Raw genomic sequence first — 26,937 nt, 5'->3', positions numbered from 1 at the left:
ACTCAAAAAGAGGAGGGCGAGGCACGAAGGTGCGTGATGGCCTCGCCCAAGCTGGAACTGACAACGTTTTCAACTTCAGGAGACCCCGGATGAACAACTCTCCCCGTGCGCTGAGCCGCATCACGCAGGCGGTCGCCACGGCGCTCGTCGCCATGGCCGCTGGCCAGGCGCTCGCCGTGGATGTGCAGGCCACTGCTTTCGAAAAGCGCTTTGCCACCCAGTACAAAAAGATCAAAGACCCTGCCAACGGCTACTTCAGCCAAGAGGGCATTCCCTACCACTCGCCCGAGACGCTGATCGTCGAGGCGCCCGACTACGGCCACGAGACCACCTCCGAGGCCTACAGCTTCTGGATCTGGCTGGAGGCCTACCACGGCCGCTACACCGGCGACTGGGGCCCGCTGAAGAAGGCGTGGGCCAACATGGAGAAGTACATGATCCCGTCGGTGAGCGACCAGCCGACGAACAGCTTCTACAACGCCGCCAAGCCGGCCTCCTACGCCGGCGAGTACCCGCTGCCGAAGGACTACCCCGCGCCGCTGGACTTCAGCGCCCCGGTAGGCCAGGACCCGATCGCCGCCGAGCTGGAAACGGCCTACGGCACGCGCAACATCTACGGCATGCACTGGCTGATGGATGTGGACAACTGGTACGGCTACGGCAAGTGCGGCGATGGCGTGACCCGCGCGGCATTCATCAACACCTTCCAGCGCGGCGCGCAGGAATCGGTCTGGGAAACGGTGCCGCACCCCTCGTGCGATACCTTCCGCTGGGGCCGCAACGGTGGCAGCCAGGGGTTCCTCAGCCTGTTCACGGGCGATGCGAACTACTCCAAGCAATGGCGCTACACCAACGCGCCGGATGCCGATGCGCGCGCCGTCGAAGCCATGTACTGGGCCAACATCTGGGCGAAGGAACAGGGCAAGGCCGCCGAAATCGCCGACATCGTCAAGAGCGCTTCGAAGATGGGCGACTATCTGCGCTACTCGATGTTCGACAAGTACTTCAAGAAGATCGGCAACTGCGTGGGCGGCCCGTACTCTTGCCAGGCCGGCACCGGCCAGACGGGCGGCAACGGCCTGCGTGACAACCAGCACTACCTGCTGAGCTGGTACTACTCGTGGGGCGGTGCCACGGACACGAACGCTGGCTGGGCCTGGCGCATCGGCAGCAGCCACAACCACTTCGGCTACCAGAACCCGATGGCCGCGTGGGTGCTCTCGACCCAGGCCGATTTCAAGCCCAAGTCACCCTCCGGTGCGGGCGATTGGGGCAAGAGCCTGACGCGCCAGATCGAGTTCTACCGTTGGCTGCAGTCGGCTGAAGGCGGCATCGCCGGCGGCGCGACCAACAGCTGGGGTGGCTCGTACGCCACGCCGCCGAATGGCACGCCGACCTTCTACGGCATGTTCTATGAAGAGGCGCCGGTCTACCACGACCCCGAGTCGAACACCTGGTTCGGCTTCCAGGCCTGGTCGATGTTCCGGGTGGCCGAGTACTACTACGCCACGGGCGATGCCAAGGCGAAGGCGGTGCTGGACAAGTGGATCCCGTGGGCGTCTGCCAACGTCAAGTTCAAGGACAACGGCAACTACACCATCCCCTCGACGCTCGAGTGGACGGGCCAGCCGGATACCTGGAACCCCAACTCGCCGGGCGCCAACGCCAGCCTGCACGTGAAGGTGACGAAGAGCAATGCCGACGTGGGCATCACCGCCGCGCTGGCTCGCACGCTGATCTACTACGGCGTGAAGGCCAACGACGCCGCCTCGAAGACCCTCGCCAAGAAGCTGCTCGACGCGATGTGGACCAACGCCAAGGACGACATGGGCTTGTCGGTGGCCGAGAAGCGTGACGACTACCTGCGCTTCGACGATGCGTACGACGCCGGCACCGGCACTGGCGTGTACATCCCGTCGGGCTGGGTGGGGACCAACGCGCAAGGTGCGACGATCGATTCGAACACCACCTTCTTGAGCATGCGTCCGAAGTACAAGCAAGACCCGGATTGGCCGAAGCTCCAGGCCTACCTGAACGGTGGCAAGTCACCCAAGTGGCGCTATCACCGCTTCTGGGCGCAGGCCGACGCCGCGATGGCGATGCTGGACTACGCGCGGCTTATCGAAACGCCCTGATCCAGCGGGCGACACGCTGCCCCTGGTGCTGCTGTCGCGGCATCAGGCGTGCAGCGTGAGCGATGACTGCCGGCTGCCCGGGGATCGGGTGGCCGGCCCTCACTGATCGAAGTTCTCTTGGAGGGCGGCCCGGTCGCGGGCGCGTGCGCCCCACCGGCCGCCCGGTGTTCTCCTTGGTTTTATTGCGGAGATCGAGATGACTCAACTTTTCCAATGGGCGCGGCTTTCGAAGAGCGTGCGCTTGGCCCTGCTGGCATCGGCCGGCGTGTTGGCAGTCGGCGTTGCTGGCGCGGGCCTGGTGCCCAACGGCGTGAACCTGCAGCCTTCGTACTACAACGGCGGCAACGTCAACTTCGGCTGGACGCTGATGCGCGCCAATCCGAAGATCGGCAGCGTGCGAATCGAGGTCGAGCCGGGCATGGAGGCGCAGGCCGCCACCTGGTTGGCGCAGGCCCGCTCGAACGGCCTCAAGGCCATCGTCACCTACCACAAGTGGACGGTGCTGGGCTCCAACTCCAGCTATGAGCTGAACCAGGCGGCCGACTGGTGGAAGCGCAACTACAGCAAGCTGCGCGCGTCGGGATCGTTCCGCGTCAACCTGATGAACGAGTGGGGTGACCACAACCTCTCGGCCAACGACTACGCCACGGCGTACAACGCGGCCATTGCGACGGTGCGCACGGTCTACAAGGGCCCCATCGTCATCGACGCGCCCGGCTGGGGCCAGGAGACGGCCATCGCGGCGGCCGCGCTGAAGGGCTATAACGGCGGCGTGAAGATCACCGACACCAAGGTGGTCCCGTCGATGCACGTGTACCCGGGCGCGTGGAACCAGGCCAAGAACCGCTGGCTGAACACCAGCGATGTGGACGACCTGGCCAGCGCCGGCCGCGGGTTGATCGTGGGCGAGTTCGGCAGCGGCGGCTCGGGTGGGGCGGACTGGGTGGCCATCACCGACTACGCACGCAGCAAGGGCTACAGCGTGCTGGGCTGGGCGTGGAACGGCGATGGCGGCTTCATGAACATGGTGACGCCTTCGTGGAACGACAACCCCACCGCCACCGCGTTCAGCAAGAGCAGCTACTGGTCGACCATCTACGACCGCCTGTGACCCACGGAGCCCGCCTTGAGTGATGCCCTGCCTGCCTCTGCCCACGACCTCGGAGGTGGTGTGATGTCCACTGTCTCGCCGTCGAAGACGGGCCGTGGCGGCTGGCTGGCGAGGGGAGCGGTGGCCGCGTTGTCATTGGCGCTGGCCGCCGCGGCGGGCTATCAGTTTGGCCGACGTTCGGCCGCTGCCACGGGGAGCGGGGGCAACCCTGGCAGCATTTCTGCAACGCAACTGCTGCCGGTGCTGGAGGCGGCGCAGCGTGCCCAGGCTGGCGCTTCGGCGCCAGCCGCCGTAAGGCCGGGCACGCCGCAACTGGAGCGTGGCGTGCTGGTGTGGCCTGCCGAGCGCATCCGCGACTGGTTACGTGCCAACGCGGCACTGCCTTCCAGCGTGACCCAGGCCGAAGAGCGGCAACGGCTGTTGGTCGAGCTGGCACGTGTGGCCCCACTGGAGGCCATGGCAGACACCTCACGCTGGAAGGGCGATCGGGGCGTGCAGGCTCGGGTGGCCGTGCTCGAAGCCTGGGCCTCGCACGACCCGGGCAGTGCCATGAAGTGGGTGCGGGGCCAGCCCGACGCCGGCAACGCCATTTACGACGTGGTGCTGCAGGCTGCGGGCCGCTACCGGCCCGAGGCCGCGATGCAGATGGCGCAAGCGCTCAGCGAAGAGCGCCCCTTGTATGCGCAAGAGTTCCACCTGGCCGCGATGATCGGCATGACCACCCAAGGCCGCTGGACCGAGGCGGCGCAATGGGCGGCCACCGCGGCCATGCCACCCGATCAGGCGGACGTGCTGGTGAACTACATGGCCGGCGCGTGGGCCGAGTTCGATGCTCCGAAGGCCTTGGCCTGGACGCTGCAATTGCCGCCATCGCGCCAGCCTCAGGCCTTGTCGAATCTGGCCGATGCCTGGTCGTCGAACGATCCCGCCGAGGCCACGCGGCATGCCCTGGCCGCCTCCACGCCACCGGGCGACTTTCGCGACGAGCTGTTGCGCCGCTCGGTAGAGCAGTGGTTGCGACGCGCGCCGGCCGAGGCGGGGCCATGGATCGCCGGCTTGGCCGAGCGCGCGGTCATCGACAAGGTGCTGAGCGCGCTGGTCACCGACATCCGCTTCATTCGCCGCGAACCCGGCCTGGCCATGGCCTGGACGGCCCACATCGGCGACGACAAGCTGCGCGAGCAGACGCGCCGGCGCATCCAGCAGGACGCAGGCGCCTCGCGCAGCGCGCCGGCCGAGCAGAACGATCACGACGATCACGACGCATCCCGGTGATCCGGCCGTCGTCAGGCCTGTCGACGGCTGCTCCACGGGTTGGACGTGGCCTCCGGAGCCCGGCCGGCTGTTGAGCTTTGTGAGGCCGCGTATCTGCCGAGGCGCCTGACGCAGCGTTCCGCAAGAATGCCTGTAGCACCCAGCGCACGCCCCCCGCCAGCAGGAGACAGGTCATGAAGTCGCCGTCGGATCTTCCGGTTCAGACCGATCCGCAGATCGACGCCGCCGCCCTCACACCGCGTGCCGCCCAATTGCTGCGCCTGGCCCGCTGGTGGGACGCGCTGTCCGCGGTCGACCCCTCGGGCCGGCTGGCATGGATCGACGCGCAAGATGACCTGGACGCCGCGACCCGAGCCGAGCTCCTCGCCTGGGTTCAGCGTGGCGTGTTCTCGTCGGAAGACACCGGCGCTGCGCTGGAGGAGGGGATCGGCGAGGCGGCGGCGGAAGACGCCCTGTCCACCGGCGCCCGGTCGCCGCTGGAGGTGGTGCGCGGATCGGCCTTGGCACCGGGCATGAAGATCGGCCCCTACCGGCTCGTCGCGCTGCGCGGCGAGGGCGGCATGGGTTCGGTGTGGGCGGCGCAGCAGGTCGATGGCGGCGTGAGCCGCCGGGTCGCCTTGAAGCTGCCTCATCCTTGGCTGATCGACGGGCAGTGGGCGCGCCGCTTCCAGCGCGAGCGCGATGTGTTGGCCGCGTTGGAGCACCCGGGCATTGCGCGCTTGTACGACGCTGGCCTGAGCGGCGACGGCCAGCCGTGGATCGCCATGGAGCTGGTGGATGGCCAGCCCTTCGCTGCGTGGTGCCGGCAGTCCCGTCCGAGCCTGCGTGAGCGACTGGAGATGCTGCGCCAAGTGGCTGTGGCCGTCGGATTCGCGCATGCCCGGGGCATCGTGCACCGCGATCTGAAGCCCGGCAACATCATGGTGAGCGCCGACGGGCGCGCGGTGCTGCTGGATTTCGGCGTCGCTCAGCTCACCTCGCCCGAGGCCGCGGACGGCCGCGACACCACGCTGTTGACGCAGGCCGGGGCCGCGCTGATGACGCCCACCTATGCCGCGCCCGAGCAGGTGCGCGCCGAGCCCACCGGGACAGCCACCGATGTGTTCGCGCTCGGCCTCATGCTCTACGAGGTGGTGACCGGCCGCCTCCCATATCCCCCCGATCAACCGACGTTGTTCGCCCAGGATCGGGCCTTCCACCAGGGCCCGCCGGCGCGCCCGAGCCGAAGCCTGCCACGCTTGTGGCCGGGATGGCGGTCGGCCGATTCGACGGGACAGTGGTTGCGGCGCGCCGATCTGGATGCGGTGCTGGCCACGGCGCTGGAGGTCGATCCATCGCGGCGCTACCGGGATGGCCAGGCCCTCTCGGCCGATCTGCAGCGCCTGCTCGCCGGCGAGCGGGTCGAGGCACGTCCCGACACCGCCCGCTATCGGCTGCAGCGCTTCGTGTCTCGGCATCTGGTGCTGGTGGCGTCGACCGTGGTGCTGGTGGTGTCGCTCTCGGCCGCGCTGGTGGCCGTGTTGCGCTCGGCCGAGCAAGCCCGGGCTGCCGCTGAGCTGGCGCAACGCGAGGCCCGCACGCGCGACGAGGTGGCCCGGTTCATGGAAGACCTCTTCAACGCCAACGCGGTGCAGCTGGGCGATCCGCAGCGGGCCCAGCGTCTCACGGCCCGCGAGCTGCTCGATGCGGGCGCCAGACGCATCGATGAGCAGCTGAACGACTCGCCCGAGGTCAAGCTCTCGATGTACCGCACGCTGGCTCGGATGTATGGCCAGCTCGAGTTGGGCGACGAGGCCCTCTCACTGGCCGGGCGTCGCCTCGAGTTGGCGCGGTCCCTGGCCGCGGGGGCGGTGTCGGCGGAAGTCATCGATGCATCGATCGACCTGGCGCGCCAGCTCTCGCAGGATTCCGACAGCGACGAGGCGGTCGCGCTGGCACAAGAGGCTCGCCGGATGATCGACGCCGCGGTGGGCACGGCCCTCGATACACCGGCGCGGCAGGCCATGGCGGAGATCGCGCTGGCCAGCGCGCTCGCGTGGAAGCAGTCGGACGCCGCGCAGCGTCACATCGATCGGGCCTTCGATTGGCTGGATCGGCAACCCGATGCCGAGCTGTTGCGCCAGGCGCTGGAAATCAGCGCGGGCATCCAGCAGGCCGCCGGGCAGCTCGCACGTGAGCAGCACGATCTTGACCGACTGCGCGCGCTGTATCCCCCGGGCACGCCGCAGATGATCATGCTGCGCAGCCGCCTGTCCACGCTGGAGCAGCGGATGGGCCAGCGGCAGGCCTCGCTTGCCGACGCGCAATGGGCGCATGAGCAGGTGCTGCTGCACTACGGCACGCAAAGCATCCTGACGGCCGAGGTGACGGACGCGCGCATCAGCGCCTTGATCGACAGCAGGCAGTGGGACGAGGCCTCTCGCCTGCTGGATCAGCATCGCGCCATGCTCGACCAGGTGTCGGCCGACTGGGGGCGCTCTTATCGCTGGCGCGCCGATGGCTGGGCCGCCAAGCTGGCGCTGGCACGAGGCGACTTGCAGGCGGTGGAGCGAGAGCTCGATCGCCAGCACCAGACGGCTCCGGAGATCGACCACGTGCCAGACGCCCGGTCGGGCCTGCGAGCGGGGCTGGCTGGCGCGTTGGCGATAGAGCAAGGGCGGTACCGCGAGGCCATCGAGATCGCCGAAGCGGCCCAGCAGCGCCTGGTGGCAGCCGCCGGGCACCGTCTTCGGCTTGAGGCGGTTCGTGCCCGGGCGTTGATGAAGCTGGGCGACCTGCAAGGCGCGGATGTCGCATTGCAGCGCTTGGAGCAGGCGCCCGACGTGGCTGCGGCCCCGGGAACGGGCCCGGGCCTGCCGGTGTTGGCGTCGCAGCGGATCTCGCTGGCGCTGCTGCGCATCGAATGGAACCTCGCCGCCCACCAGCCCGCCGAGGCAGCGCGACGCAGCGACGAACTGCGGGGCCGGTTGAAGGCCGCGCCCGATGTCGAGTTGTTTTCCGACCCGTTGGCCAAGGCCTCGTTGCTGGCTTGCGCAGCGCGGCTCGAACTGGGCGAAGCGGCGCGGGCCGATCAAGACTGCGCCGCCGCCGAACGGCTGCTCGCCGAAGCCTCGCACCCTCGCAGCCCGTACTTGCTCGAAGCACGCCGGCTGCGCACGCAGATTGCGGCCGCCGGGCCGACGGCACGGCGCTGAGTGAGGCCCTGAAAAAGTCTCAGGCGCCCTTCTTCAGTGGGCCGGCCATGCGCGCGGGCAGGCGCCGCTCTTTGATCAAGGTGTTCACATCGGCCACGGCCAGGTAGCGCCCGTTTGGGCCTTCCTTGCCCAGCACCTTCAGCAAGACGGGCCACTCGCCATCCATCAGCCGGCGGTCGACGGCGCGCCGGCGGCCCGCGGCGCGCTCGAAGTTGGCGTCCATCATGGTCGTCAGCTCATCCAGGCTCAGGCCGAGCTCGGTTCGCCCGGAAGCGTCCGTCTTGTTGCTCGCAAACGTGGCCAGCCGCTTGAGCTCTGCGTCCACCACCCGGGCCTGGCTGTCCAGGATGCCGGAGCCCGCGCCCTTCTTGTCGAGCGGGCCGTTGCGCAGCTCGTTCAGGCGCACACCCGAGGTGGCATTGCGCGCCAGCGAAAAGGGCCCCAGCCCGTTGGCGATGAGCGCGATCGCGCGGATGGCGACAGCCGGCAGGTCGGGCGAGCCATCGCCCGTGGCGGCCACTCGCCGGATGGTCTGTGTCACTTCTCCGAGGCTGGCGCCGCCGTCGGGCAGCAGGCCCTGGCTGACCAACGCGCGAAGAAACGGACAAGGATTGCCCGGGGAAACGTCGTTCATGGTGCTCCTGGTGGGCGGCTGGCGCGGCAATGCGATGGCCCGACTATAGACACGGCCGGGCGGCCGCGGCGCATGACCGAAGACCTGTGGGCATTCGACGCGCGTTGAGCTTTGTGAGCCGCTGTTGTGCGCCGTCGTTCAGCGCCCCTGGAGGGCACCCGCGCTCTGGCTGCTGCAGGGTGACTGGGTGGCCACCCACGCATCGCGTGATCGCGTGTCTCACCGCGGGCCCTACATCGCGTTACCCAGACGGATGGTGGCAGCGCAGACTGGCCCGCGCTGTACCCCACCCACGTTCGTCCCACGAAAGGTTAGCCATGTCCCATCCAAGACGTGCCACGTTGACGGCTGCTTTGGCGGCCGCCCTCTGCGCGACAGCAAGTTCCGCCGCATCTGCCCAGACGCCGGCGTTCGAAGCCGTCGCCGCACAGGACGGGGCCGAGGCCGCGATGGCCGGTGATGTCTTCGCGTCCGATGTCTTCAACTGGCGCTTCTACCTGAACAGCTACGCCGATCTGCTCAAGGCCGGCATCGTCAACGAGGCCGGGGCCAGGAACCACTGGCAGGCGCACGGCATCGCCGAATGCCGCCGCGCGCATCCGCTGTTCCACACCCGCCAGTACCTGGATCGCTACCCGGATTTACAGGCGGCATTCGGCAATGACTGCAACGCTGCCCTCCAGCATTACCTGACGAACGGCCGCAACGAGCGTAGGCAGGGCCTCAATGGCGCCACCTACGGGGGGCGCACGACGGTCAAGAACGACATCATCACGCTGGGCATGTCCACCCGCACCGCAGGCGCGGTCGACAGCCTCTACTGGAATGGCCGCGAGTTCATCAACTCGTGGGACCATGGGCGCCAGTTGCAAGTGGCGTGGTCTGCCAACGGCTGGGGCGAGTGCTACAACCCGACGGAGGCGGGGGGCAGCTACGACGGGCTGAACGGCAGCTCTACCAGCCAGTTGTTGAGCGTGAGCGCCACCTCGAACACGCTGGCCACCACCTCCCACCCTGCGTTCTGGCTGTGGCCAGGGCAAGACTCGCAGGCCGCACCGTGCGGCGGCGCGCGCAACAACACGGCCGTCTCCAAGTACACGCTGAGAAAGAACGTGCAGGTGGGGTACGGCGGCATCCGCCACATCGTCGAGTTCCGCACGCAGGTGGATGTGCCGGAGTCGCTCAACAGCCTCACCATCGAGGCCCCCACGGGCTACCTGGGTGGCGAGTTCACCGCCTTCTACACCTGGAACCCCGCCAATTGCACGCTGGCGCCTCTGTCGATCGGGCCGGGCGAGGTGGGGCTGCCGGTGGTGCTCTCCACCCCCGATGGGGCGGCGGCGATGGGGGCGTGGTCGCCCGACCTGCCCAGCCCGAACTTCCCGAACGCCGGCTATGGCCGGTTTGCGCACCCGAACGCCTCCAACCCGGCGGATGCCACGATGAAGTGGAACGTGGTGTTCCGCCGTGGGCAGACCTCGCCCGGCACGCTGAGCTATCGCACCTACGTGGCTGTCGGCTCGCTGGAAAACGTGCGGGTGGCGCTGTGCCAGGTGAAAGGCAAGGTCAAGTAAAGAAGGGGTGTCAAAGAAGGGATGTCGATGGGCAGGCGGAGGGCCTGGCGGGGAGGGGGCTGGGGCGGGAGGCCGCCTCAGCCCCGCAAAGCGGCCCGCAACAGCTCTCTGGCCTTGCTCCAGTCGCGCCGCACGGTGCGCTCGGTGATGTCCAACACCGAGGCGATCTCGGCCTCGGTGCAGCCCCCGAAGAACTTCAGCTCCACCACCCGGGCGAGTCGCGCATCGACCATCGCCAGGTCGCGCACGGCGCCGTCGATGTCGAGGATCTCGGCTTCGGCCCGATGTGCTGCCGCGAGTGCCATCGCCTCTGCAGCCTCGTCGAGTGACAGCGCCTTCTGGCCCCCGCCATGCCGCTCGGCAGCGCGCCGGCGCACGGCATCCACGACGACGGCGCGCATCACGCTGGACAAGAAGGGCAGGGCATCCAGCGGCCGTTGGAAGGCCGGTGCGCGGCTGAAATCCAGCCGAATGAAGCACTCGTGCACCAAGGCGTCGGTGTCCAGCAGCGTCAGGTGCCTGTTCTTGCGCAGCCGCGCGTGCGCGATCCGACGCAGCTGGGGGTAGATCTCGCGAAAGGCGTGGTCCAGCGCCGCCCCCGGCGCAGCTTCAGGGCCCTCGGTCTCGGGCTCGGCGCCGTCATGCGCAGAGGTGTCGCTCATGGCTTGGGCATCTTCGGGAAATCCATGAGTCGCGAAGGGCAGGATCTCGCGATCGGCTTGTCCTGAAAGGCGGGCTCATTTCGATAAGGCGGCTGGAGATTCATGAGTCTCCGATGCCGGCCATGGAATGGGGACCCTCGATGCGCATTGCTGCCTTCACACCCGACTCTCGCGAAACGCCTTCGCTGCTGGCCGATCTGGCCGAGCGCGGGCACTGCGTGGATCGTTTCCACGAGACATCGGCGCTGCTGCGCCACCTGGCGCGAGATGCCGCCGATGTGCTGGTGATGGTCGAGCCGCTCGGCGGGGTGGATGAACCCACCTGGAATCTCGCGCGGCTGTTGCGCGAGCGCGCGGACGCAGAAGCTGGTGTTCCGGTGGTGATGTTCGCGGGCGCCGCAGCGCCCTCGGCCATGGCGAGGGCCTTCGAAGCGGGCGTGGACGACGTGATCGGGCAGCACATGTCGCAGTCGGAAGTCGAGGGCCGCTTGCTGGCGGCGGGCAGTCAATCCACCCGGCGCCAGGCCTGGGAGGCGGTCCAGGTTGCCGGCTATTGTCTCGGACGCCCATCGCGGCATGTGTCTGATCGTGGCACGCCCATTCGCCTGACCGCGCGCGAGTTCGAGCTCGCCTGGTTGCTGTTTTCGCACGCTGGGCAGTGCGTGGCCCGACAGACGCTGAGCCTGGCCGTCTGGGGCGCGGGCTGCGACATCACCGGTCGCACGATGGAAGAACACATGTATCGCCTGCGACGCAAGCTTCGCCTGACTGCCTCGCGCGGCGTCACCTTGCACGCCGTCTACGGCCGCGGATACCAACTGGTGGTGGACCAGCGCTGGGCCACGTCCTGCCTCGCTGCGTGACACGAAGGACGTGGCACCACTGCGATGGCCACTGCGATTCGCACGCGGGTCGTGCGATGGGCCATCCCGCCCGGCCTGGCCCCAAACCCGGCGGCACACCGTCGCCGAACTCGAAAACCCTAAGGAGAAACCCATGAACCGAACCTTGAGCCATGTCGCTTCCGGCGCACGGCGCACCTTGATGGGCAGTGTGGTGCTGTTCGCCGCTGCAGCAGGCGCGGGCCTCGTGCCCAATGGCGTGAACCTGCAGCCTTCGTACTACAACGGCGGCAACGTCAACTTCGGATGGACGCTGATGCGCGCCAATCCGAAGATCGGCAGCGTGCGCATCGAGGTCGAGCCGGGCATGGAGGCGCAGGCCGCCACTTGGCTGGCGCAGGCCCGCTCGAACGGCTACAAAGCCATCGTCACGTACCACAAGTGGACGGTGCTGGGCACCAACTCCACCTACGAGTTGAACCAGGCGGCCGACTGGTGGAAGCGCAACTACAGCAAGCTGCGCGCGTCGGGCGCGTTTCGCGTCAACCTGATGAACGAATGGGGTGACCACAACCTCACAGCCAACGACTACGCCACGGCGTACAACGCGGCCATCGCCACCGTTCGCACGGTCTACAAGGACACCATCGTCATCGATGCGCCCGGTTGGGGCCAGGAGACGGCCATCGCGGCGGCCGCGCTGAAGGGCTACAACGGCGGCGTGAAGATCACCGATACCAAGGTGATGCCGTCGATGCACGTGTACCCGGGCTCGTGGAACCAGGGCAAGGGCCGCTGGCTGAACACCAGCGATGTGGACGACCTGGCCAGCGCCGGCCGCGGGTTGATCGTGGGCGAGTTCGGCAGCGGCGGCTCGGGCGGGGCGGACTGGGTGGCCATCACCGATTACGCACGCAGCAAGGGCTACAGCGTGCTGGGCTGGGCGTGGAACGGCGACGGCGGGTACATGAACATGGTGACGCCATCCTGGAACGAGAACCCGACGGCCACGCAGTTCAGCAAGAGCGGCTATTGGTCGACGATATACGACCGGCTGTGACGTTTCGGCCCGGCGTGGAGCGCCGGGCCTTGCGGTCGATGGCCGATGGCGGATGGCTGGTGAGAGGTGGCCAGGGCAGCACCGTCGGCGTGCCGGTGAAGCCACGGCATGAGCGGGTCACTCGTCGGGGATGGACGCCAGTTCACCGCGACGCCGCCATGGCCGGGACGGGAATACCACGTTCCTTTCGACCCAGAGGGCGAACTTCGCCGTCTCCAGCTGGGTGGTCTTTCCGAGGTGGCTGACCAGCGCATCGGCCCGGATGCGCAGGGTGCGGTCTGGCAGCACGGGCTGGACGCTGGGCCCGAGCTGCTGCTGCAAAAGCTCGTCCCGCGACAGGTTCGGAAGGATCTTTCGGACATCCGACAGGCGCAGCCATGGATGGCCATCCACATCTTCGGCCACGCTGAGCGAGATGCCTTTGTAGGCATAGTGATGGCCTTGAACGTCCCGGTAGACACATCCGCGCAGCCACCCGTAGGCGTTCTCGATGCCGTCCACGATGGGCCGCGCCAAGGCGGCGCCGAACAGCGGCGCACACCAGACGATCCCCACGGGCCCGGCGATCCACCAGGCGGCGTAGGTGATCGAGCCGCACAGCAGCAAGCGAAGTGCTACGGATCTCACGAGTGGGCCCACTGTGACGACACCATGGAAGAGGGGCAAGCCCGCGGCAGAACGGCCATCACGCGGGCTGCGCTCTGCGAGCCTTCCGCCCGGCGTGCGGGCATTCCGCGAAGCAGGACGTGATCTTGCCGGCCTCGGCCAGCCGCAACAGCTCGTTCGGCACCGCTTCAGCCAGCCACTGTGTCAACAGCCGAACACGTGCATTGCCTCGCACATCCGGGTGATGCAGCAGCCACAGGCCCATCGACTGTCCGACCACCGGGGGCGTGATGCGCACCAACCCCGGCTCCTGAGCCGCCGCGAAGATGGGCAGCACCACCGCGCCGATGCCGGCGGCACCGGCCTTCATCATCGCGGGCAGTGAATCGGCCTTCATCCGAGGCCGAACCTCCGGCAGGGCTTTGCTGAACCACTGTGCGATGCCGGTGTAGGCGATGCGGTCGTCGAAGCCGATCCAGGGCAACTCTTGCAGCACCGGTTGCGTGCCGCTGCGCCGAGGCAGCAGCGACCGGGCGGCGTAGACGGCGTAGCACAGCGCACCCACCTGTCGACCGACCATCGATTCCGGGGGGCGGGCCGTGGCGCGCAGCGCCAAGTCGGCCTCGCGACGCGTGAGGTCGACGGCTCGGTTGGACACATCGGCCTCGATCTCGATGCCCGGGTGTTCGGCCAGAAACTGCCGCAGCAGCGGCGGCAGCAGGTAGCCCGCCAGCATCTCGCTGGTGGCCAGCCGGATCACCCCCTCGACTCGCGCATCAGAGCCCGAGATGGCGCGCTCGGCCGACAAGGCCGCGGCTTCCATCTCGGCGGCCGCGGCCGCGACGGCTTCGCCCTGGGCATTGGCGCGCCAGCCCGTGCGCGAGCGCTCGAACAACTTGGCGCCGGCGCGAGCCTCGACCTCTTCGATGCGCCGGAACACCGTTGAATGCTGCAGCGCCAACGCACGGGCAGCACCGTTGAGGCTGCCTGCACGCGCCACGGCCAGCACCATTCGCAGGTCGTTCCAGTCCAACGGGCTTGTGCGACTGTGCAAGCTCTTCTTGCCCACTTTTGGAATTTCCTTGTTCAGATCGACATTCCATCATAGGCGCACATTCACCAAAGGACTTGGACATGAACCGCTTCACACAAAAGACTTTGCTCGTCACCGGGGGGACCAGCGGCATCGGGCTGGCCACGGCGCAGCGCCTGGCCGACGAAGGCGCCCGCGTCATCGTGACCGGCTCTCGACCGGCGTCGCTCGATGCGGCGCGAGCCGTGCTGGGCGACCGCGCGCACTATCTGCTGAACGACGCGGGCGACCCTGCCGCGGCGCAGGCTCTGGCGGCGGCCATCCAGGCCATCACCCCACGGCTGGACGGCGCCTTCTTCAATGCAGGTTTCGGCCGATTCCAGCCTCTGGAGGACGTGACGGCCGACGAGTTCGATGCGCAGTACGCCGTCAACGTTCGGGGCCCCTTGCTTCAAGCCCGGGCGCTGTCGCCGCTGTTGTCGGAAGGCGCTGCGCTGCTGCTCAACACTTCGGTGGCACGCGAGAAAGGCTTCAGCACCATGGCGATCTACGCCTCGACCAAGGGCGCGGTGCGCACGCTGACGCGCGTCCTGGCGCGCGAGTTCGCGCCGCGCCATATCCGCGTGAATGCCGTGAGCCCTGGCCCCATCGAAACCTCCTTCTTTGACCGCACGGGCATGCCGGCCACGGCAGTGGCTGAGTTCGGCCAGGCGGTGCTGCAGCAAGTCCCGCTGGGCCGATTCGGAAGGCCCGACGAGGTGGCTGCCGTGGCTGCCTTCTTGCTGTCGAGCGACGCGTCGTTCGTGACGGGGGCCGAGTACGCAGTGGACGGGGGCATCGCGCAGCTTTGAGTGCAATTTGAACGGATGGGTTGCAGAGGTCGGGTTCCGTCGAATCGAAAGAAAAGTTGCGAACGACTGTCGCTTTTCGATGGCGTGGAGCGTCTGATGTGCTGAGTGCCTTGGAGAGGGTGGACAGAGCCGGGAGTTCCTCCACCACTGAGAAGGCGCTCGAGCCCCACCAACTTGCCCTGGAGCGATCTCTTCTTGCACCGGCCTGCCATGGCCGGTCGTAGGAAGTGATGCCGACAGGGCTGCGGTGTTCCCGTCTTCGCTCATTCATTGACGACAACCCGATCCTGGAGTCCCACATGACCCGCCATCTTGCCCGCGCAATCACCCTCATCACCAGCACCATGGCGTGCGCCGGTGCCTTCGCCGCACACTTTCATGTCACCGACCTCGGCGCCATCAGCGACGTTGGTGGTGCCGTCTTCGGCATCAACAACCAGAATGTGGTCGTGGGCCAGTACTTCGGGCTGCCCGCTGTCTTTGACCACGGCACCATCACCTCGCTGCCCGTCGCGGGTGGCACGACCGGCTCGGCCTACGCGATCAACGATCTGGGCGTGGTGACCGGCTATGGCGAGGCGGCAGATCGCTCGCATGTTGGACTGACCTGGACTGCCGGCGTGGCCGCGCCGCTGCCGACGGGAGGCTACAGCAACATGGATGGCCGATCGGTCAACACGGCGGGCCATGTGGTGGGAACGGGTTGGAACGCAGAGGGCAAGCAGCGCGCCTTTGTCATCTCGGGTGGTTCGGTGACCGAGGTCGGCGCACCGCCCCAGGGGCGATCTACATTCCTGTACGCGGTGAATGAGAAGGACGTGGCGGTCGGCTCGTTCTATGTCAACGGACAGGTGCACGCCATGCGCTGGAAGGCCGGCAAGTCGGTGGATCTGGGCGTGGGCACCACCGGCGAGTTCACCAAGAGCTGGGCCAACGCGGTCAACAACAAGGGGGTGGCCGCGGGCGGCGCGGGCACCATCGCGCCGGAGCAGGCCGTGGTCTGGGACCGCCAAGGCACCATGAAGACACTCGGCCTTGCCCGCGCGTCCGCGAACGGCATCAACGATGCCGGTCATGTGTGCGGCTATGCCCTGGACACCAGCGCCTTCTACTACGACGGCAAACGCTCCTACATCGTCGACGAGCACCTCGACGCCGCGTCCACCGGCTGGCGCGTCTATTCGGCCGCCGCGATCAACAAGCAGAACGCCATGGCCGCCACGGGCCGATTCGGCAACGACCCCACCCTGCACGCGGTGCTCGTCACGGTGGTGGATTGATCGGCGCGGCCCATCGGCAGCGGTGCGCCTTCGCCTGGGGCAGCTGCCGTTGCCCTTGGTCTGGTTGCGGTGCAGGCACCGTGGGTCACCCACTGTGGGTCTTCTCGGGCGGCGCAGCCTGCCTCATTCCTCGGGTTGGTCTTCGAGCAGCTGCGTCAGTCGCCTTGGGTAGTTGTTCAAGAAATCCTTGGTGACGGCGTAGTGCTCCGTATCCTCGTAGGCGATCTCGCTGATACCCGATTTGTCGAACAGGTAGATCTTGGCGTGGGGGTACGAGAGCAGGATCGGCGAATGCGTGGCGATGATGAACTGGGAGTGGTCCTCGACCAGCTGATGGATCGCGCTCAGGGCTGCCAGCTGCCGGTTGGGTGACAACGCGGCTTCAGGTTCGTCCAAAAGGTAGATGCCGTTGCCACGCAGCTTGTTCAACAACACGGCCATGAAGGACTCGCCGTGCGACTGCTTGTGCAAAGACCTGCCGCCGTACCCGTCGAGATAGTCGGTCTGGTCCATGTAGCTGGCGACGTTGAAGAAGCTCTCGGCGCGCAGAAAGTACTCATCCCTCGGCTTCGGCACGCCACGCGCCAGGCGCAGGCTGTCGTGAAGAGGTGAGATGCTGCCGGCTGACTCGAACCGCACATTGCGCGTGCCACCCTCGGCACTGAAGCCCATGGCCACCGCGATGCCTTCCAGCAGTGTGGACTTGCCGGCGCCGTTTTCTCCCACCAAGAACGTCACGTTGGGGTGGAACTCGATCTGCTCGATGTCACGGACGGCGGGAATGCTGAATGGATACGCCTCATCGTCCACCTCGGCATCCGGACGGATCGAGGCGTGAAGGAGGTATGGCTTGGTGCGCTTGGCCATGGTCGTCCGTGGGCGTGGTGATGAGATTGACAAGTCTCCCGCAACCGAGGGGCCTTCACGACCGCACCAAGTCAACCCAGCGGCCAGGTGGCGACGGGTACTGCCTTGCCCAAACGGCGCAGTGTCCAGCTCAGCGAGATGTGCCGCTGGGAGGGCTCAGGGGCCCAGCGTAGACACCGTGACCCTGAAGGCCGAGCCGCCCAACGTTCCGCGTTCCCAGCGGGCTCCAATCACCTTCGCGAGTCAACGCCTCCCGGGTATCTCCCGGCACCGCCTGCTTGTGCGCGTCGTGGAGCAGGGCAAGCCTGGTTCAGCGCCGGGCGTGGCGCTGTTGTACCTGCGCGCGGACGAGCATGAGCCGGCGCGGTTGAGCATCTGCCGGTGGCGGCGCGCTGGCATCTTTGATCTGCGCGGCGCCGGCCCTAACCTGGCGGCGGCGGGGCTGTCCGCAGCAACTGCTGCCAGCGTGCGATCAACAGGTCGGTGTAGGGTGCGGCATCGATGTCGTAGGCACCCAGCGCAAATCCGTCGTTGATCTCCACCAAGGCGGTCTCGCCTGATTCCAGCACGCCCATGTCCATCGCGTACCCCGCCGGCGCCGTGCCAGATTGTGCGTAAGCCTCGACGGCTTGGTGGACGACAGCCATGTCCAACGTGGCTTCTCGTTCGCCGGCGTAGTGGTCCGTCCACACGACGGCGTCTCTCACCACATAGACGCGGAACTCTGACCGCCAGGAGACGACTTCGGCACACCAGACCGTTTGCCGCCGACTGGTGCCGCGCAGGTACATGAAGTCCGAGGGCGACCAAAGCACCTGCCCGGTGAATCGTTTGCGTCCGGTCGCCGGTTTGACGAACACTGCCCCGCCGCCTGCGCTGCAGATCTGATGCTCCACATCGCCAAGCGTGACTTGGGTCATCTGCCGGCGCAGATACGGTGCCAGGCAGGGTGGGTAGTCGTTGGGTGCGGGATGCTCGATGCGCAATTGGCTCATGGCGCCGTGCATGGCGTCCATGTCCCCGGCCACGAAGGACCGATGCGACAGCGGCAGACTTCGGCGCTGAATGCGCTTCGCCGTGTACAGCTGGACGGGAACGCCGCGGCGCTCGAATTCGGCCCTCAGTCGCTCCTCTTCGACACGAAGTCTGCCGTTGCCCAACTCCTCGAGGTAGGCGATGTCGAATGCCAAAGACGTGGGTCGGTCGTCTCTGTCAGGCATGGTCACTCCCGCCTCAACGAGAACCGCGCATGGCAGTGCGGGCAGGTGAAGCGGTGGTGCATCAGGATGTCGTGAGGCACAAATTGCCGCGCAATCTGGCTGCCGCTGGGAGAGTTCCAGATGCTGGAGACGAAGAACAGGCGCTCGCCGCACCAGGGGCAGTAGAGCATCCACGACAAGGCCACTGTCGCCAGCAGGCAGGCTGCACAGATGCCGAGCGCGATGGCGGCGCCGACGCGCCACGCGGGGGCCACCAGCATCAGGGCGGCCAGCGGCGTGGCCCAGCTGATGAGCGCTATCGAGACCACCACGGTCTTGATGCGGCCGGCTTGAGAGCTGGTCAGCGTGCTGCCGGCTGGAAGAGAAGGGCGGTTGAAAGATGCCGTCACGCTGAACATGCGCTTCACCACCGTGGTGCATCGCCATTCGTCGCAGCCAGGCCCGGTGAGGTCGGCGAGGCGACACTCACGGCAGCTTGGGCCGGCGGCGGCTCGGCAGGGTCTCGGCAGGGCAGGCTGTCATCGGACGCCGAGACGCAGTGGTGCAGCACAGCACGCAACATTCGGACCGGGCCCGGACCGAGCGGAGGCCGAACGGGCGGACTCTGCGACACGCTGTCAATTTACCAAGGTGTGGTGACGGCGGGCCTCCGACGAACTACTGATGAGCCAGTAAAGAGTTCAACTCGGCTGAGGGCCATCGACGGCGCCTGGCCGTGCGTTGAGGCTTGGTAACCCCATGTTCGTGCAAGAGTCCTCAGATCTGATCTCAACGTGGGGGGTGTGGCACCGTCCCACTGAAACGGGACATCGCCGCGCCGTAAACAAGGCAACACCACGACGTTCTGAGCGTCATGAGCCACGACATCGCCGAGGCCCCACCTGTCGAAGCGGTCCGCAACCCCACCGAAGCGGCCCCTTTCACGATTCTGCTGGTCGACGACGAATCTTCGGTGCTCCACGCGTTGCGGCGGGTTTTCCGGCCGATGGGCTGCAAGGTGTTGCTGGCGGGCTCGGGGGCAGAAGGCCTGACGCTGCTGGAGGCCAACCCCGTCGATCTGGTGATCTCCGACATGCGCATGCCCGAGATGGATGGCGCACGCTTCCTCGAGTTGGCGCGCGACCGTCGTCCCGACGTGGTTCGCATCCTCCTCACCGGCTACGCCGACATCGGGTCGACGATCGCGGCCATCAACCGAGGCGAGATCCACCGCTACATCACCAAGCCGTGGGATGACCAGGATCTGATGCTGGTGGTGCGCGAGACGCTGGCGCGCCGCGAGCTGGAGCGCCGGAACGCCGAGCTGAGCGAGCTGACCCGTCTGCAGAACCGGCAATTGACGGAGTTGAACCGGCAGCTCGAATCGCGCGTGGCGGCGAGAACGGCCGAGCTCGAGCAGGTCAACAGCATGCTGGGCATGGCCTACGAGGACCTCGACCGCACGTTCATGACGGCGGTGAACGTCTTTTCAGCTCTGCTCGAAACCCGCGAGGGCAGCGCCGGGCATGCGCGACGCGTCGCCGCGCTGTCGCGTGAGACGGCGGTGAAGCTGGGCCTGACAGAGCGTGACGCGCGCGATGTCTACCTCGGTGGGCTGCTCCACGACGTGGGCAAGATCGGATTCCCGGATCGGATGATGGGTCGCCCGGTCTCCGCCTTCAGTGCGGAAGAGCGTGCTCGCTACAACCGCCACCCGGTGGACGGTGAGACGGCGCTCATGCCGCTGCCGCAGTTGCAGGCGGCAGCGCAGATCGTGCGGCAGCACCATGAGCGGCTGGACGGGCGCGGGTTTCCGGATGGCCTGTCGGGCTCTGACATCTGCATGGGCGCGCGCATCGTCAGTGTGGCCAGCGACTACGACGGCCTTCTCAACGGCACCTTGTCCCAGGCCAAGTACGTGCACGACCGCGCGGCCCAGTTGCTGCGCGCGAGCGCCGGCACCCACTACGACGCCAAGGTGGTCGAGGCCTTGATCGCGGTGGTGGAAGAGCAGGAGGCGGCGGCCAACGCCGGCCACCTGATCGATGTGCGCGAGCTGCGAGCCGGCATGGTGCTGGCGCGCGACCTCGTGTCGCCCAAGGGCGCCATCCTGCTGGCGGCGGGCTACGTGTTCGATGACCGGATCGTGCGGCAGGTGTGCGAGTTTGCTGATCGAGAGCAGATTCGCCTGGGCTTGTACGTTCGAAGCGACTGAGCGATCTCACCCAAGCAGCTTCGGGGTTTGCAATGAGTGACCTGTCTTCACCACCCATCGAACTGCTCGCGGAACGCGAACTGGTTGGCGCCTTCGCCCTGCCCGCTGCCTTGATCGCCGATGCCGGCGTGGTCTGTGCCAACGAGGCCTTGTGCCGCTTGTTGCGGCGCGAGCACGACGAGATCGTCGGTGGCGCCTTTGACAGCCTGGTGGTGCCCGAAGATCGAGACACGTTGGCCCACGCCCAACGAACCTGCCTGGACAGCCGCGCCGCATCGTCGGCCATCTCGGCGCGCTTGCTGGCTCGGGATGGCACCGACCGGCCGGTCGAGATCCATTTGCGCCCCTTGCTCACCCATCGGGGCTGGTGCGTGATGGCGACCTGTGTCGATCAGACCGACATCCAGTTCGTCCAGAACAGCCTGTTCTCGCTCACCGAGATGCTGCGCCAGATCGTGGACGGCGCGGCCATCCCGTCGTTGGTGATCGACAGTCAGCACCAGGTGACCCACTGGAACACCGCCTGCGAGCAGCTCACGGGCGTGTCTCGCTCGGAGGTGATCGGCACCTGCGATGGCTGGAAGGCCTTCTACCAAACCAAGCGGCCCATGCTGGCGGATCTGATCCTCGATGCCGTTCCAGCCGACGAGGTGAATCAGCTCTACGGTGGCGGCGTGCGAACGTCCGCCACGATCGCCGGGGGCTTCGAGGCCGAGGCCTTCTTTCCCAGCTTCGGCGAGGGAGGTACCTGGCTGTATGCCACGGCGGCGCCGCTGCGTGATGCTTCTGGCCACATCATCGGTGCGATCGAGACGGTGCAGGATGTCACCGCGCGGCGCAAGGCTCAGGAAGAGCTGATGCGCCACCGTGAAGAGCTGGAGCAACTGGTGCAAAGGCGCTCGGCCGAGCTGGCGGCCACGGCCCGCGAGCTGGAGCGCTTCGTCAAGAACGCGCCCATGGGCGTGGCGTATTCCTCCGGCGGGCTCATCCGGCGTGTGAACCCGGCGATGGGCCAGATCTTCGGCTACACCCAGGAGCAGATGAAGGACATGCCCGGCGCACGCTGCTACCTGAGCGACGCTGACTATGCGGTGCTGGACGATCTGGCGCGCGCGGTGCTGTCACGCGGTGAGCCGCTGCACCACGAGATGTGGATGCGCCACTCGGATGGCCACCCGATCTGGGTGCAGATCGATGCCCACGTGGCCGACCGCGAAGACGTTCAGCGTGGCACCTGGTGGATGATGCAGGACCGCACCGAAATCCAGACCGCGCAACAGCAGTTGCAGGCCCGCTTCGAGGAACTGCAGGCCACCAACCACAAGCTCGCGGAGGCGCAGAGCCAGCTGCTGCAACAGGACAAGATGGCCTCGATTGGCCAGTTGGCGGCCGGCGTGGCGCACGAGATCAACAACCCGGTCGGCTTCGTCAGCTCGAACCTGAACACGCTGCGCCAGTACCTGGACGACTTGCTCAAGCTCTGCGATGCCTATGAGGCAGTGGCGGCCCGCCCGGGCGACACCGCCACCCTGGCCGCGCTGGCAGCCCAACGCGACCAGACCGAGCTGGACTACCTGCGCGAAGACCTGCCGCAGTTGATGAACGAATCCGCCGAAGGCTTGGGGCGCGTCAAGAAGATCGTGCAGGATTTGAAAGACTTCTCGCGGGTGGACCAGGCCGATTGGCAGGAGGCCGATCTCAACGCCGGCATTGAATCGACGCTGAACGTGGTGCGCCACGAGGTCAAGTACAAGGCCGAGGTGGTCAAGCGCCTGGGCGACATCCCGCGGGTGTTGTGCCTGGCCGCGCAGCTGAACCAGGTCTTCATGAACCTGATCGTGAACGCGGCGCACGCCATCGCCGAGCGGGGAACGATCACCCTCGAATCCGGCACGCAAGGGCCGTGGGCCTGGGTGCAGGTCAGCGACACCGGCTGCGGCATGAGCGAAGACGTGCGCCGCCGGATCTTCGAGCCCTTCTTCACCACGAAGGAGGTGGGCAAGGGCACCGGGCTGGGCTTGTCCTTGTCGTTCTCGATCGTGCAGAAGCACGGGGGCTCGATCCAGGTGCGGTCGCGTCCGGGTGAAGGCTCTGCCTTTCGTGTGTGGGTGCCGGTGCAGGGCCCCGGTGCGGAGACAGCGGGCCAGCAGCCGCCCGCCTGGGATGCCGAGCCCGCCACGGTGGACGGCCTGTCATGAAGCCCCATGATCTGATGCCTCACCCGGGTCGGCGCATCACCCAGATCGCCGGTGGCCTCACCGAGGCGCTGGAGCGTGGCGAGCTATCGCTGGCCTACCAGCCGCAGGTGTGCCTGGCCACGGGCGAGGTGGTGGGGGCCGAGGCGCTGATGCGCTGGCATTCGGCCGAGCTGGGTGAGGTGCCCCCTTCCGAGTTCGTGCCGGTGGCCGAGGCCTGCGGCCTGATCGGGCCCCTGGGGCTGTGGGCGCTGCGCACCGCCTGTGCCCAGGCCGCGGCCTGGCGGGCGGCAAGATTGCCGGCGCTGCGGGTGTCGGTGAACGTGGCGCCGCACCAGTTTTCTGGCGCCGACATGGTGGCCGAGGTGCGACAGGCCTTGGCGGCACATGGGCTGCCGGCACAGGCCTTGGGCATCGAGATCACCGAAGGCGCCCTGATGCAGGATGCCCATCGGGTGGCCGATGCACTGAGGCAACTGCAATCCGACGGCGTGGAGATTTCTCTCGACGATTTCGGCACCGGCTACTCCAGCCTGTCGCGCCTGCGGGACCTGCCGATCGATCTGGTGAAGATCGACCGCTCGTTCGTCGCCGACGTGGGTGCGGCGGCCAGCAGTGCCTCGGTGACGCGTTCGGTCATCCGCCTGGCCAAGGAGCTGCACATGCAGGTGCTGGCCGAGGGCGTGGAGACGGAAGAGCAGTTGAAGCAGTTGGTCAAGCACGGGTGCGACCGCATCCAGGGCTGGGTCTTTGGCAAGGCGATGAGCAGCGACGACTTTGCCGAGCTGCTGGCCAGCCGCCGACGCCTGCCTGAAGAGATGACCCATCGCCATTCGCACCAGCGCACCTTGCTGCTGGTGGACGATGAAGAGAACATCCTCTCGGCGCTGCGGCGACTGGTTCGCCGCGATGGCTATCGTGTGTTGACCGCTTCATCGGGCCAGGAGGGCCTGACGCTGCTGCGCGCCCACCATGTGGACGTGATCATCTCGGACCAGCGCATGCCGGGCATGACGGGGGTCGAGTTCCTGCGGCAGGCCAAGCTCGAATACCCGGACACGATCCGGATGACGCTCTCGGGCTACACCGATCTGCAGTCGATCATCGACGCCGTCAACGAAGGGGCGGTGTACAAGTTCCTCACCAAGCCATGGGACGACGCCCTGCTGCGCGAGCACATCGCGCAGGCCTTCCGGCAGCGTGAGCTGGCCGAGGAAAACCGGCGGCTGGCGCACGAGGTCTCCAGCGCCAACAGCGAGCTGGCGGCCGCCAATCGGCGCCTCGAGCACTCGGTGCGGCGTGAGCACGACCTGCTGCGCACCATGCAGACGGCTGCCGGCAATGCGCGTGACATGGTGGACCTGGTGCCCATCGCCATCTTCGGGTTCGACCCCGACGGCCTGCTGGTGTATGCGAACCAGCGCGCCCGCAAGGTGTTTCCGGCCTGGTGTGCCGGCATCGGCGACTCACCCGACCCCGCGCTGCGCGGCGTGCTGACCCAGACGCCACCGGATGCCCAGCAGGGCTGCCGTGTCCGGTTGGGTGGCAGTGATTTCGAGGCCTGGGTCGGTCGCCTCGCATTGGGCACGGCCGAATCAGGCAGTCTGCTCATGCTGAGGGTGGTGGGCGTGGCAGACAGCGCATGAAGGAGGGATCGATCATGGACATGACGGACACAGTGGCGATGCAGGATGCCCCGGCCCGGCCGGAAGGCCGAGACTCGGAACTCGCCGGCGTTCGATGGCGGGCCAGTCGCGTGATGCGGCGTCTGGGCCCGGCGCGCCATGAGCACCCGCTGTTCAAGCTGATGCAGCGGCATTGGGGCGGCGGTGCCGACGCGCCGGCACCGCCCGGCCGCGTGGCGATCGACCCGGCCGCGATCGCTTCTCGCATCGGTGAGCTGCCGATGCTGCCGCGGGCCCTGGCCGAGGTGCTCAAGGCCTTGCAGAGCGACGAGGTGTCGACCGACTCCTGCACCGCCGCCATCGAACACGATGTGAGCCTGTCGCTGCGGGTGTTGAAGCTGGCGAACTCGCCGTTCTACGGGGCGCCGGGGCGGGTGGGCAGCATCGGCGACGCGGTGAGGTTGCTGGGGCTGCGCACGGTGGCGGGCGTGGTGGCTGCGGTGTCTCTGCAGAGCACACTGCTCAAGGCGAAGCCCGCGGGTTTTGATTTCGAACGCTACTGGTGCCATGCGCTCGCCACGGCCACGCTCGCGCGCGAGCTGGCACCCTTCGGCCGGCAGGATGCCGACGAAGCGTTCATCGCCGGCCTGCTGCATGACATCGGCCAGATGATCATGGCCGTCCTGGTGCCTGACGCGTTCGCGAAGGTGACTTCGCTGGCACGGCAGGGCGATGTCGAGCTGCGTCAGGTCGAGCTCGAAGAGCTGGGCGTGGCGCACGACACGATCGGCGCCCAGGTGGCGCAGCGCTGGGGCTTCCCGGAGAGCATCGCGACGGCGATCTCGTCACACCATCAACCGGGGCAGACGATCGACGGTGTCGCGTCGCTGGGCGCGATCGTTCGCCTGGCGGATGTGATCGCGCACGCGCTCGATTTGACCGGTTCGCTGGACGAGGCCGCGCCGGCGCTGTCCGTGCAGGAGTGGGGCGCGTTGGGGCTGACGGAAGACGGCTGGCTCGGCATCCTGGCCCGCACCGAAGAGGCTGTGGCTTACTGGACCCGATCCATGGGGGCGTCATGAACGAACGACACGATCACATCGAACTGGCGAGGGTGCTGCTGGTCGACGACGATGCGTCGGTGCTGGCCGCGTTGCGCCGGGCGATCCGTGGCAGTGCGCGGATCGGCTTTCCGGTCGAGGTGGAGAGCTTCACCTCCGGCGTCGAAGCCTTGCAGCGCATGCATGAACACCGTTTCGACGTGCTGGTCAGCGACCTGCGCATGCCCGGCATGGATGGCCTCACGCTGCTGGCCGCCGCGGCGGATATCCAGCCCGAGTGCGTGCGGCTCATCCTGTCTGGCGAATCCGACTTCGGCACGATGCAGACGGCCGTGAACGGCGTGGGCATCATGCGCTACCTCACCAAGCCCTGGGACACCGAGGTGTTGATCCGTCACGTGGACGAGGCCGTGCGGCATTCGCTGTCGCAGCGGCGCCAACGCGACCAGGCCACACAGTGGGCGGTGAGCCACGGGCAGGTGGACCGGGCCGAGTTGGAGCGCCGCCGGCTGGAAGACCTGGAGCCCGGCATCACCAAGGTGGAGTGGGCGGCTGACGGCAGCATTGTGATCTCGACGGCCGATCCGATGGTCTGACGGGCCGCCTTCGCGGCCCGGCCTGGCCGATCAGAAGCCAGCGGGATGCGGGGCGGGCGGAGGCCAGTCGTGCTCGGCAGGGTGAGTGGAGCGTGCGTGCCGCAGTGCGGCGCTGTGTCGCCAGAAGGGGCTGAGGCTCAGGATCCACTGCGGCATGGTCGTGACGAAAGCGTCTTCCAGATCGGGTGGATGGCGTTCGCGCAGCAGGCCGGCGGTGGCGTTGATGCTGGCGGCCAGCGTGTCCGCCGGCCCGAAGGCCGTCAAGCCGAAGGTGGCCCAGCGCCCGCCGAAATCCCCGAGCTCGAACTCGGCCAGGTCGGCCAGGCACGAGGGGCTGTCGTGCGGGCCTGGCTGGGGCGGCGCCGACGAGACGCCGCCCAGGCGGATTTCGGTGCATGCGACGCCGCTGGTGTCGAACTGCCTCAGCCATCTGCGGCCGACCACGTCGACTGGCACCGCGCCGGGTGGTGGCTCGTGCTTGGAGATCAGGTCGAACCAGATCGTGATGTCGCCGCCGAAAGGTGGCAGGCGGCAGCCGTCTTCCAGCGTGGTCTGGTGTGCCCGCACGCTGATCGAGCCCCCCTGGCGTCGGATGTCCCAACGCGGGTGCCCATCCCAGGGCAGGTGGGTGCCGGTGCACGAACGCCCACCGCCCACCATGCAACCGTGATGGACAGAGCTGCGGAACCACACCGCGAACGCCGACGGCGTCGCATGCGGCCAGAACCAACGGATTTCCGCGGTAAGCGCCATCTGTCACTCCCCTCTGAAGGTGACTGCCGCCCCAGGACTGTGCAGATTGCGCCTGGACCGGCAGCCCTGTTGCCATCAGGGTGACTGAGCGGCCGGGGCGTTCCGGTGTCCAGGCTCCCATCCAGGCAGGGCGCGAGGCCCGCTGTGTCGGGGCAACCGGCGTGCCTCC

General features: G+C 67.5%; 22 protein-coding genes. 14 read left to right on the top strand and 8 right to left on the bottom strand.

The features are described from left to right. The first annotated feature begins 89 nt into the window (after positions 1-89). The 4 genes from AACH06_RS24815 (at position 90) to AACH06_RS24800 (ending at position 7,715) form a co-directional block, all read left to right on the top strand. Entirely contained in the window at positions 90-2,135 is a 2,046-nt protein-coding gene (locus AACH06_RS24815; RefSeq protein WP_341428483.1) for a glycoside hydrolase family 48 protein, read from the top strand. A 196-nt stretch (positions 2,136-2,331) separates the two neighbouring features. Further along, positions 2,332-3,246 carry a hypothetical protein gene (locus tag AACH06_RS24810; RefSeq protein WP_341428482.1) on the top strand — a complete coding sequence of 305 codons (915 nt, stop codon included), beginning with the start codon at positions 2,332-2,334 and terminating at the stop codon, positions 3,244-3,246. A 63-nt stretch (positions 3,247-3,309) separates the two neighbouring features. After that, positions 3,310-4,521, top strand: a complete 1,212-nt coding sequence (locus tag AACH06_RS24805; RefSeq protein ID WP_341428481.1) for a hypothetical protein — start codon at positions 3,310-3,312, stop codon at positions 4,519-4,521. A 173-nt stretch (positions 4,522-4,694) separates the two neighbouring features. Beyond that, complete coding sequence (locus tag AACH06_RS24800) at positions 4,695-7,715, top strand: serine/threonine-protein kinase (protein ID WP_341428480.1); 3,021 nt, start codon at positions 4,695-4,697, stop codon at positions 7,713-7,715. A 19-nt stretch (positions 7,716-7,734) separates the two neighbouring features. Here the strand turns inward: AACH06_RS24800 and AACH06_RS24795 are convergent, their stop codons facing one another. Continuing rightward, a complete protein-coding gene (locus tag AACH06_RS24795) occupies positions 7,735-8,349 on the bottom strand; it encodes a hypothetical protein (protein ID WP_341428479.1) in 615 nt (204 codons plus the stop codon). 317 nt (positions 8,350-8,666) lie between these two features. On the opposite strand from AACH06_RS24795, the gene AACH06_RS24790 reads away from it, so the two are divergent. Beyond that, on the top strand, positions 8,667-9,923 hold the full coding sequence (locus tag AACH06_RS24790; protein ID WP_341428478.1) for a hypothetical protein: 1,257 nt from the start codon (positions 8,667-8,669) through the stop codon (positions 9,921-9,923). Between the two features lie 77 nt (positions 9,924-10,000). Here the strand turns inward: AACH06_RS24790 and AACH06_RS24785 are convergent, their stop codons facing one another. After that, entirely contained in the window at positions 10,001-10,585 is a 585-nt protein-coding gene (locus AACH06_RS24785; protein ID WP_341428477.1) for an ECF-type sigma factor, read from the bottom strand. Positions 10,586-10,725: 140 nt separating this feature from the next. Between AACH06_RS24785 and AACH06_RS24780 the strand changes: the two genes are divergently transcribed. Further along, positions 10,726-11,448: a winged helix-turn-helix domain-containing protein gene (locus AACH06_RS24780; protein ID WP_341428476.1), complete on the top strand. Its 723-nt coding sequence runs from the start codon at positions 10,726-10,728 to the stop codon at positions 11,446-11,448. Between the two features lie 133 nt (positions 11,449-11,581). Continuing rightward, positions 11,582-12,487 carry a glycoside hydrolase family protein gene (locus AACH06_RS24775; protein ID WP_341428475.1) on the top strand — a complete coding sequence of 302 codons (906 nt, stop codon included), beginning with the start codon at positions 11,582-11,584 and terminating at the stop codon, positions 12,485-12,487. Positions 12,488-12,604: 117 nt separating this feature from the next. Here AACH06_RS24775 and AACH06_RS24770 read toward each other — a convergent pair whose 3' ends face one another. After that, complete coding sequence (locus AACH06_RS24770; protein WP_341428474.1) at positions 12,605-13,114, bottom strand: hypothetical protein; 510 nt, start codon at positions 13,112-13,114, stop codon at positions 12,605-12,607. A 58-nt stretch (positions 13,115-13,172) separates the two neighbouring features. Further along, entirely contained in the window at positions 13,173-14,147 is a 975-nt protein-coding gene (locus tag AACH06_RS24765; RefSeq protein WP_341428473.1) for a LysR family transcriptional regulator, read from the bottom strand. 80 nt (positions 14,148-14,227) lie between these two features. On the opposite strand from AACH06_RS24765, the gene AACH06_RS24760 reads away from it, so the two are divergent. Both AACH06_RS24760 and AACH06_RS24755 read left to right on the top strand, forming a co-directional pair. Continuing rightward, on the top strand, positions 14,228-14,977 hold the full coding sequence (locus AACH06_RS24760) for an SDR family oxidoreductase (protein ID WP_341428472.1): 750 nt from the start codon (positions 14,228-14,230) through the stop codon (positions 14,975-14,977). Positions 14,978-15,276: 299 nt separating this feature from the next. Then, the gene (locus AACH06_RS24755; RefSeq protein ID WP_341428471.1) at positions 15,277-16,257 is read left to right on the top strand and encodes a hypothetical protein; all 981 of its coding nucleotides are present in this window, start codon (positions 15,277-15,279) and stop codon (positions 16,255-16,257) included. 123 nt (positions 16,258-16,380) lie between these two features. Here the strand turns inward: AACH06_RS24755 and AACH06_RS24750 are convergent, their stop codons facing one another. The 3 genes from AACH06_RS24750 to AACH06_RS24740 form a co-directional block, all read right to left on the bottom strand. Further along, positions 16,381-17,124 carry an AAA family ATPase gene (locus AACH06_RS24750; RefSeq protein WP_341428470.1) on the bottom strand — a complete coding sequence of 248 codons (744 nt, stop codon included), beginning with the start codon at positions 17,122-17,124 and terminating at the stop codon, positions 16,381-16,383. A 422-nt stretch (positions 17,125-17,546) separates the two neighbouring features. Next, entirely contained in the window at positions 17,547-18,344 is a 798-nt protein-coding gene (locus AACH06_RS24745) for an ATP-grasp domain-containing protein (protein WP_341428469.1), read from the bottom strand. A gap of 2 nt (positions 18,345-18,346) precedes the next feature. Beyond that, positions 18,347-18,733, bottom strand: a complete 387-nt coding sequence (locus AACH06_RS24740) for a hypothetical protein (protein ID WP_341428468.1) — start codon at positions 18,731-18,733, stop codon at positions 18,347-18,349. Positions 18,734-19,197: 464 nt separating this feature from the next. Here AACH06_RS24740 and nosR point away from each other — a divergent pair, with 464 nt between their 5' ends. From nosR to AACH06_RS24715, 5 genes are read left to right on the top strand one after another with little or no spacing between them, the layout of a single operon-like run. Continuing rightward, positions 19,198-20,538 (top strand): response regulator c-di-GMP phosphodiesterase, NosR family, encoded by a 1,341-nt coding sequence (nosR, locus tag AACH06_RS24735; RefSeq protein WP_341428467.1) that lies wholly within the window; start codon positions 19,198-19,200, stop codon positions 20,536-20,538. Positions 20,539-20,570: 32 nt separating this feature from the next. Next, entirely contained in the window at positions 20,571-22,736 is a 2,166-nt protein-coding gene (locus tag AACH06_RS24730) for a PAS domain S-box protein (RefSeq protein WP_341428466.1), read from the top strand. Further along, entirely contained in the window at positions 22,733-24,379 is a 1,647-nt protein-coding gene (locus AACH06_RS24725; RefSeq protein ID WP_341428465.1) for an EAL domain-containing protein, read from the top strand. The genes AACH06_RS24730 and AACH06_RS24725 overlap by 4 nt, the downstream gene beginning before the upstream one ends. 14 nt (positions 24,380-24,393) lie before the next feature. Next, positions 24,394-25,440, top strand: a complete 1,047-nt coding sequence (locus tag AACH06_RS24720; protein WP_341428464.1) for an HDOD domain-containing protein — start codon at positions 24,394-24,396, stop codon at positions 25,438-25,440. Continuing rightward, positions 25,437-26,015 (top strand): response regulator, encoded by a 579-nt coding sequence (locus AACH06_RS24715; RefSeq protein ID WP_341428463.1) that lies wholly within the window; start codon positions 25,437-25,439, stop codon positions 26,013-26,015. Before AACH06_RS24720 ends, AACH06_RS24715 begins: the two co-directional genes overlap by 4 nt. 30 nt (positions 26,016-26,045) lie before the next feature. On the opposite strand, the gene AACH06_RS24710 is transcribed toward AACH06_RS24715, so the two are convergent. Next, positions 26,046-26,768 carry a hypothetical protein gene (locus AACH06_RS24710; protein ID WP_341428462.1) on the bottom strand — a complete coding sequence of 241 codons (723 nt, stop codon included), beginning with the start codon at positions 26,766-26,768 and terminating at the stop codon, positions 26,046-26,048. Between the last annotated feature and the right edge of the window lie 169 nt (positions 26,769-26,937).

This window comes from Ideonella lacteola, assembly GCF_038066555.1.
In the GTDB taxonomy this organism is placed as follows: Bacteria; Pseudomonadota; Gammaproteobacteria; order Burkholderiales; family Burkholderiaceae_C; genus Ideonella; species Ideonella lacteola.
The sequence above is the reverse complement of the archived record's forward strand: the minus strand, read 5'-3'. Positions and strand labels throughout refer to the sequence as shown.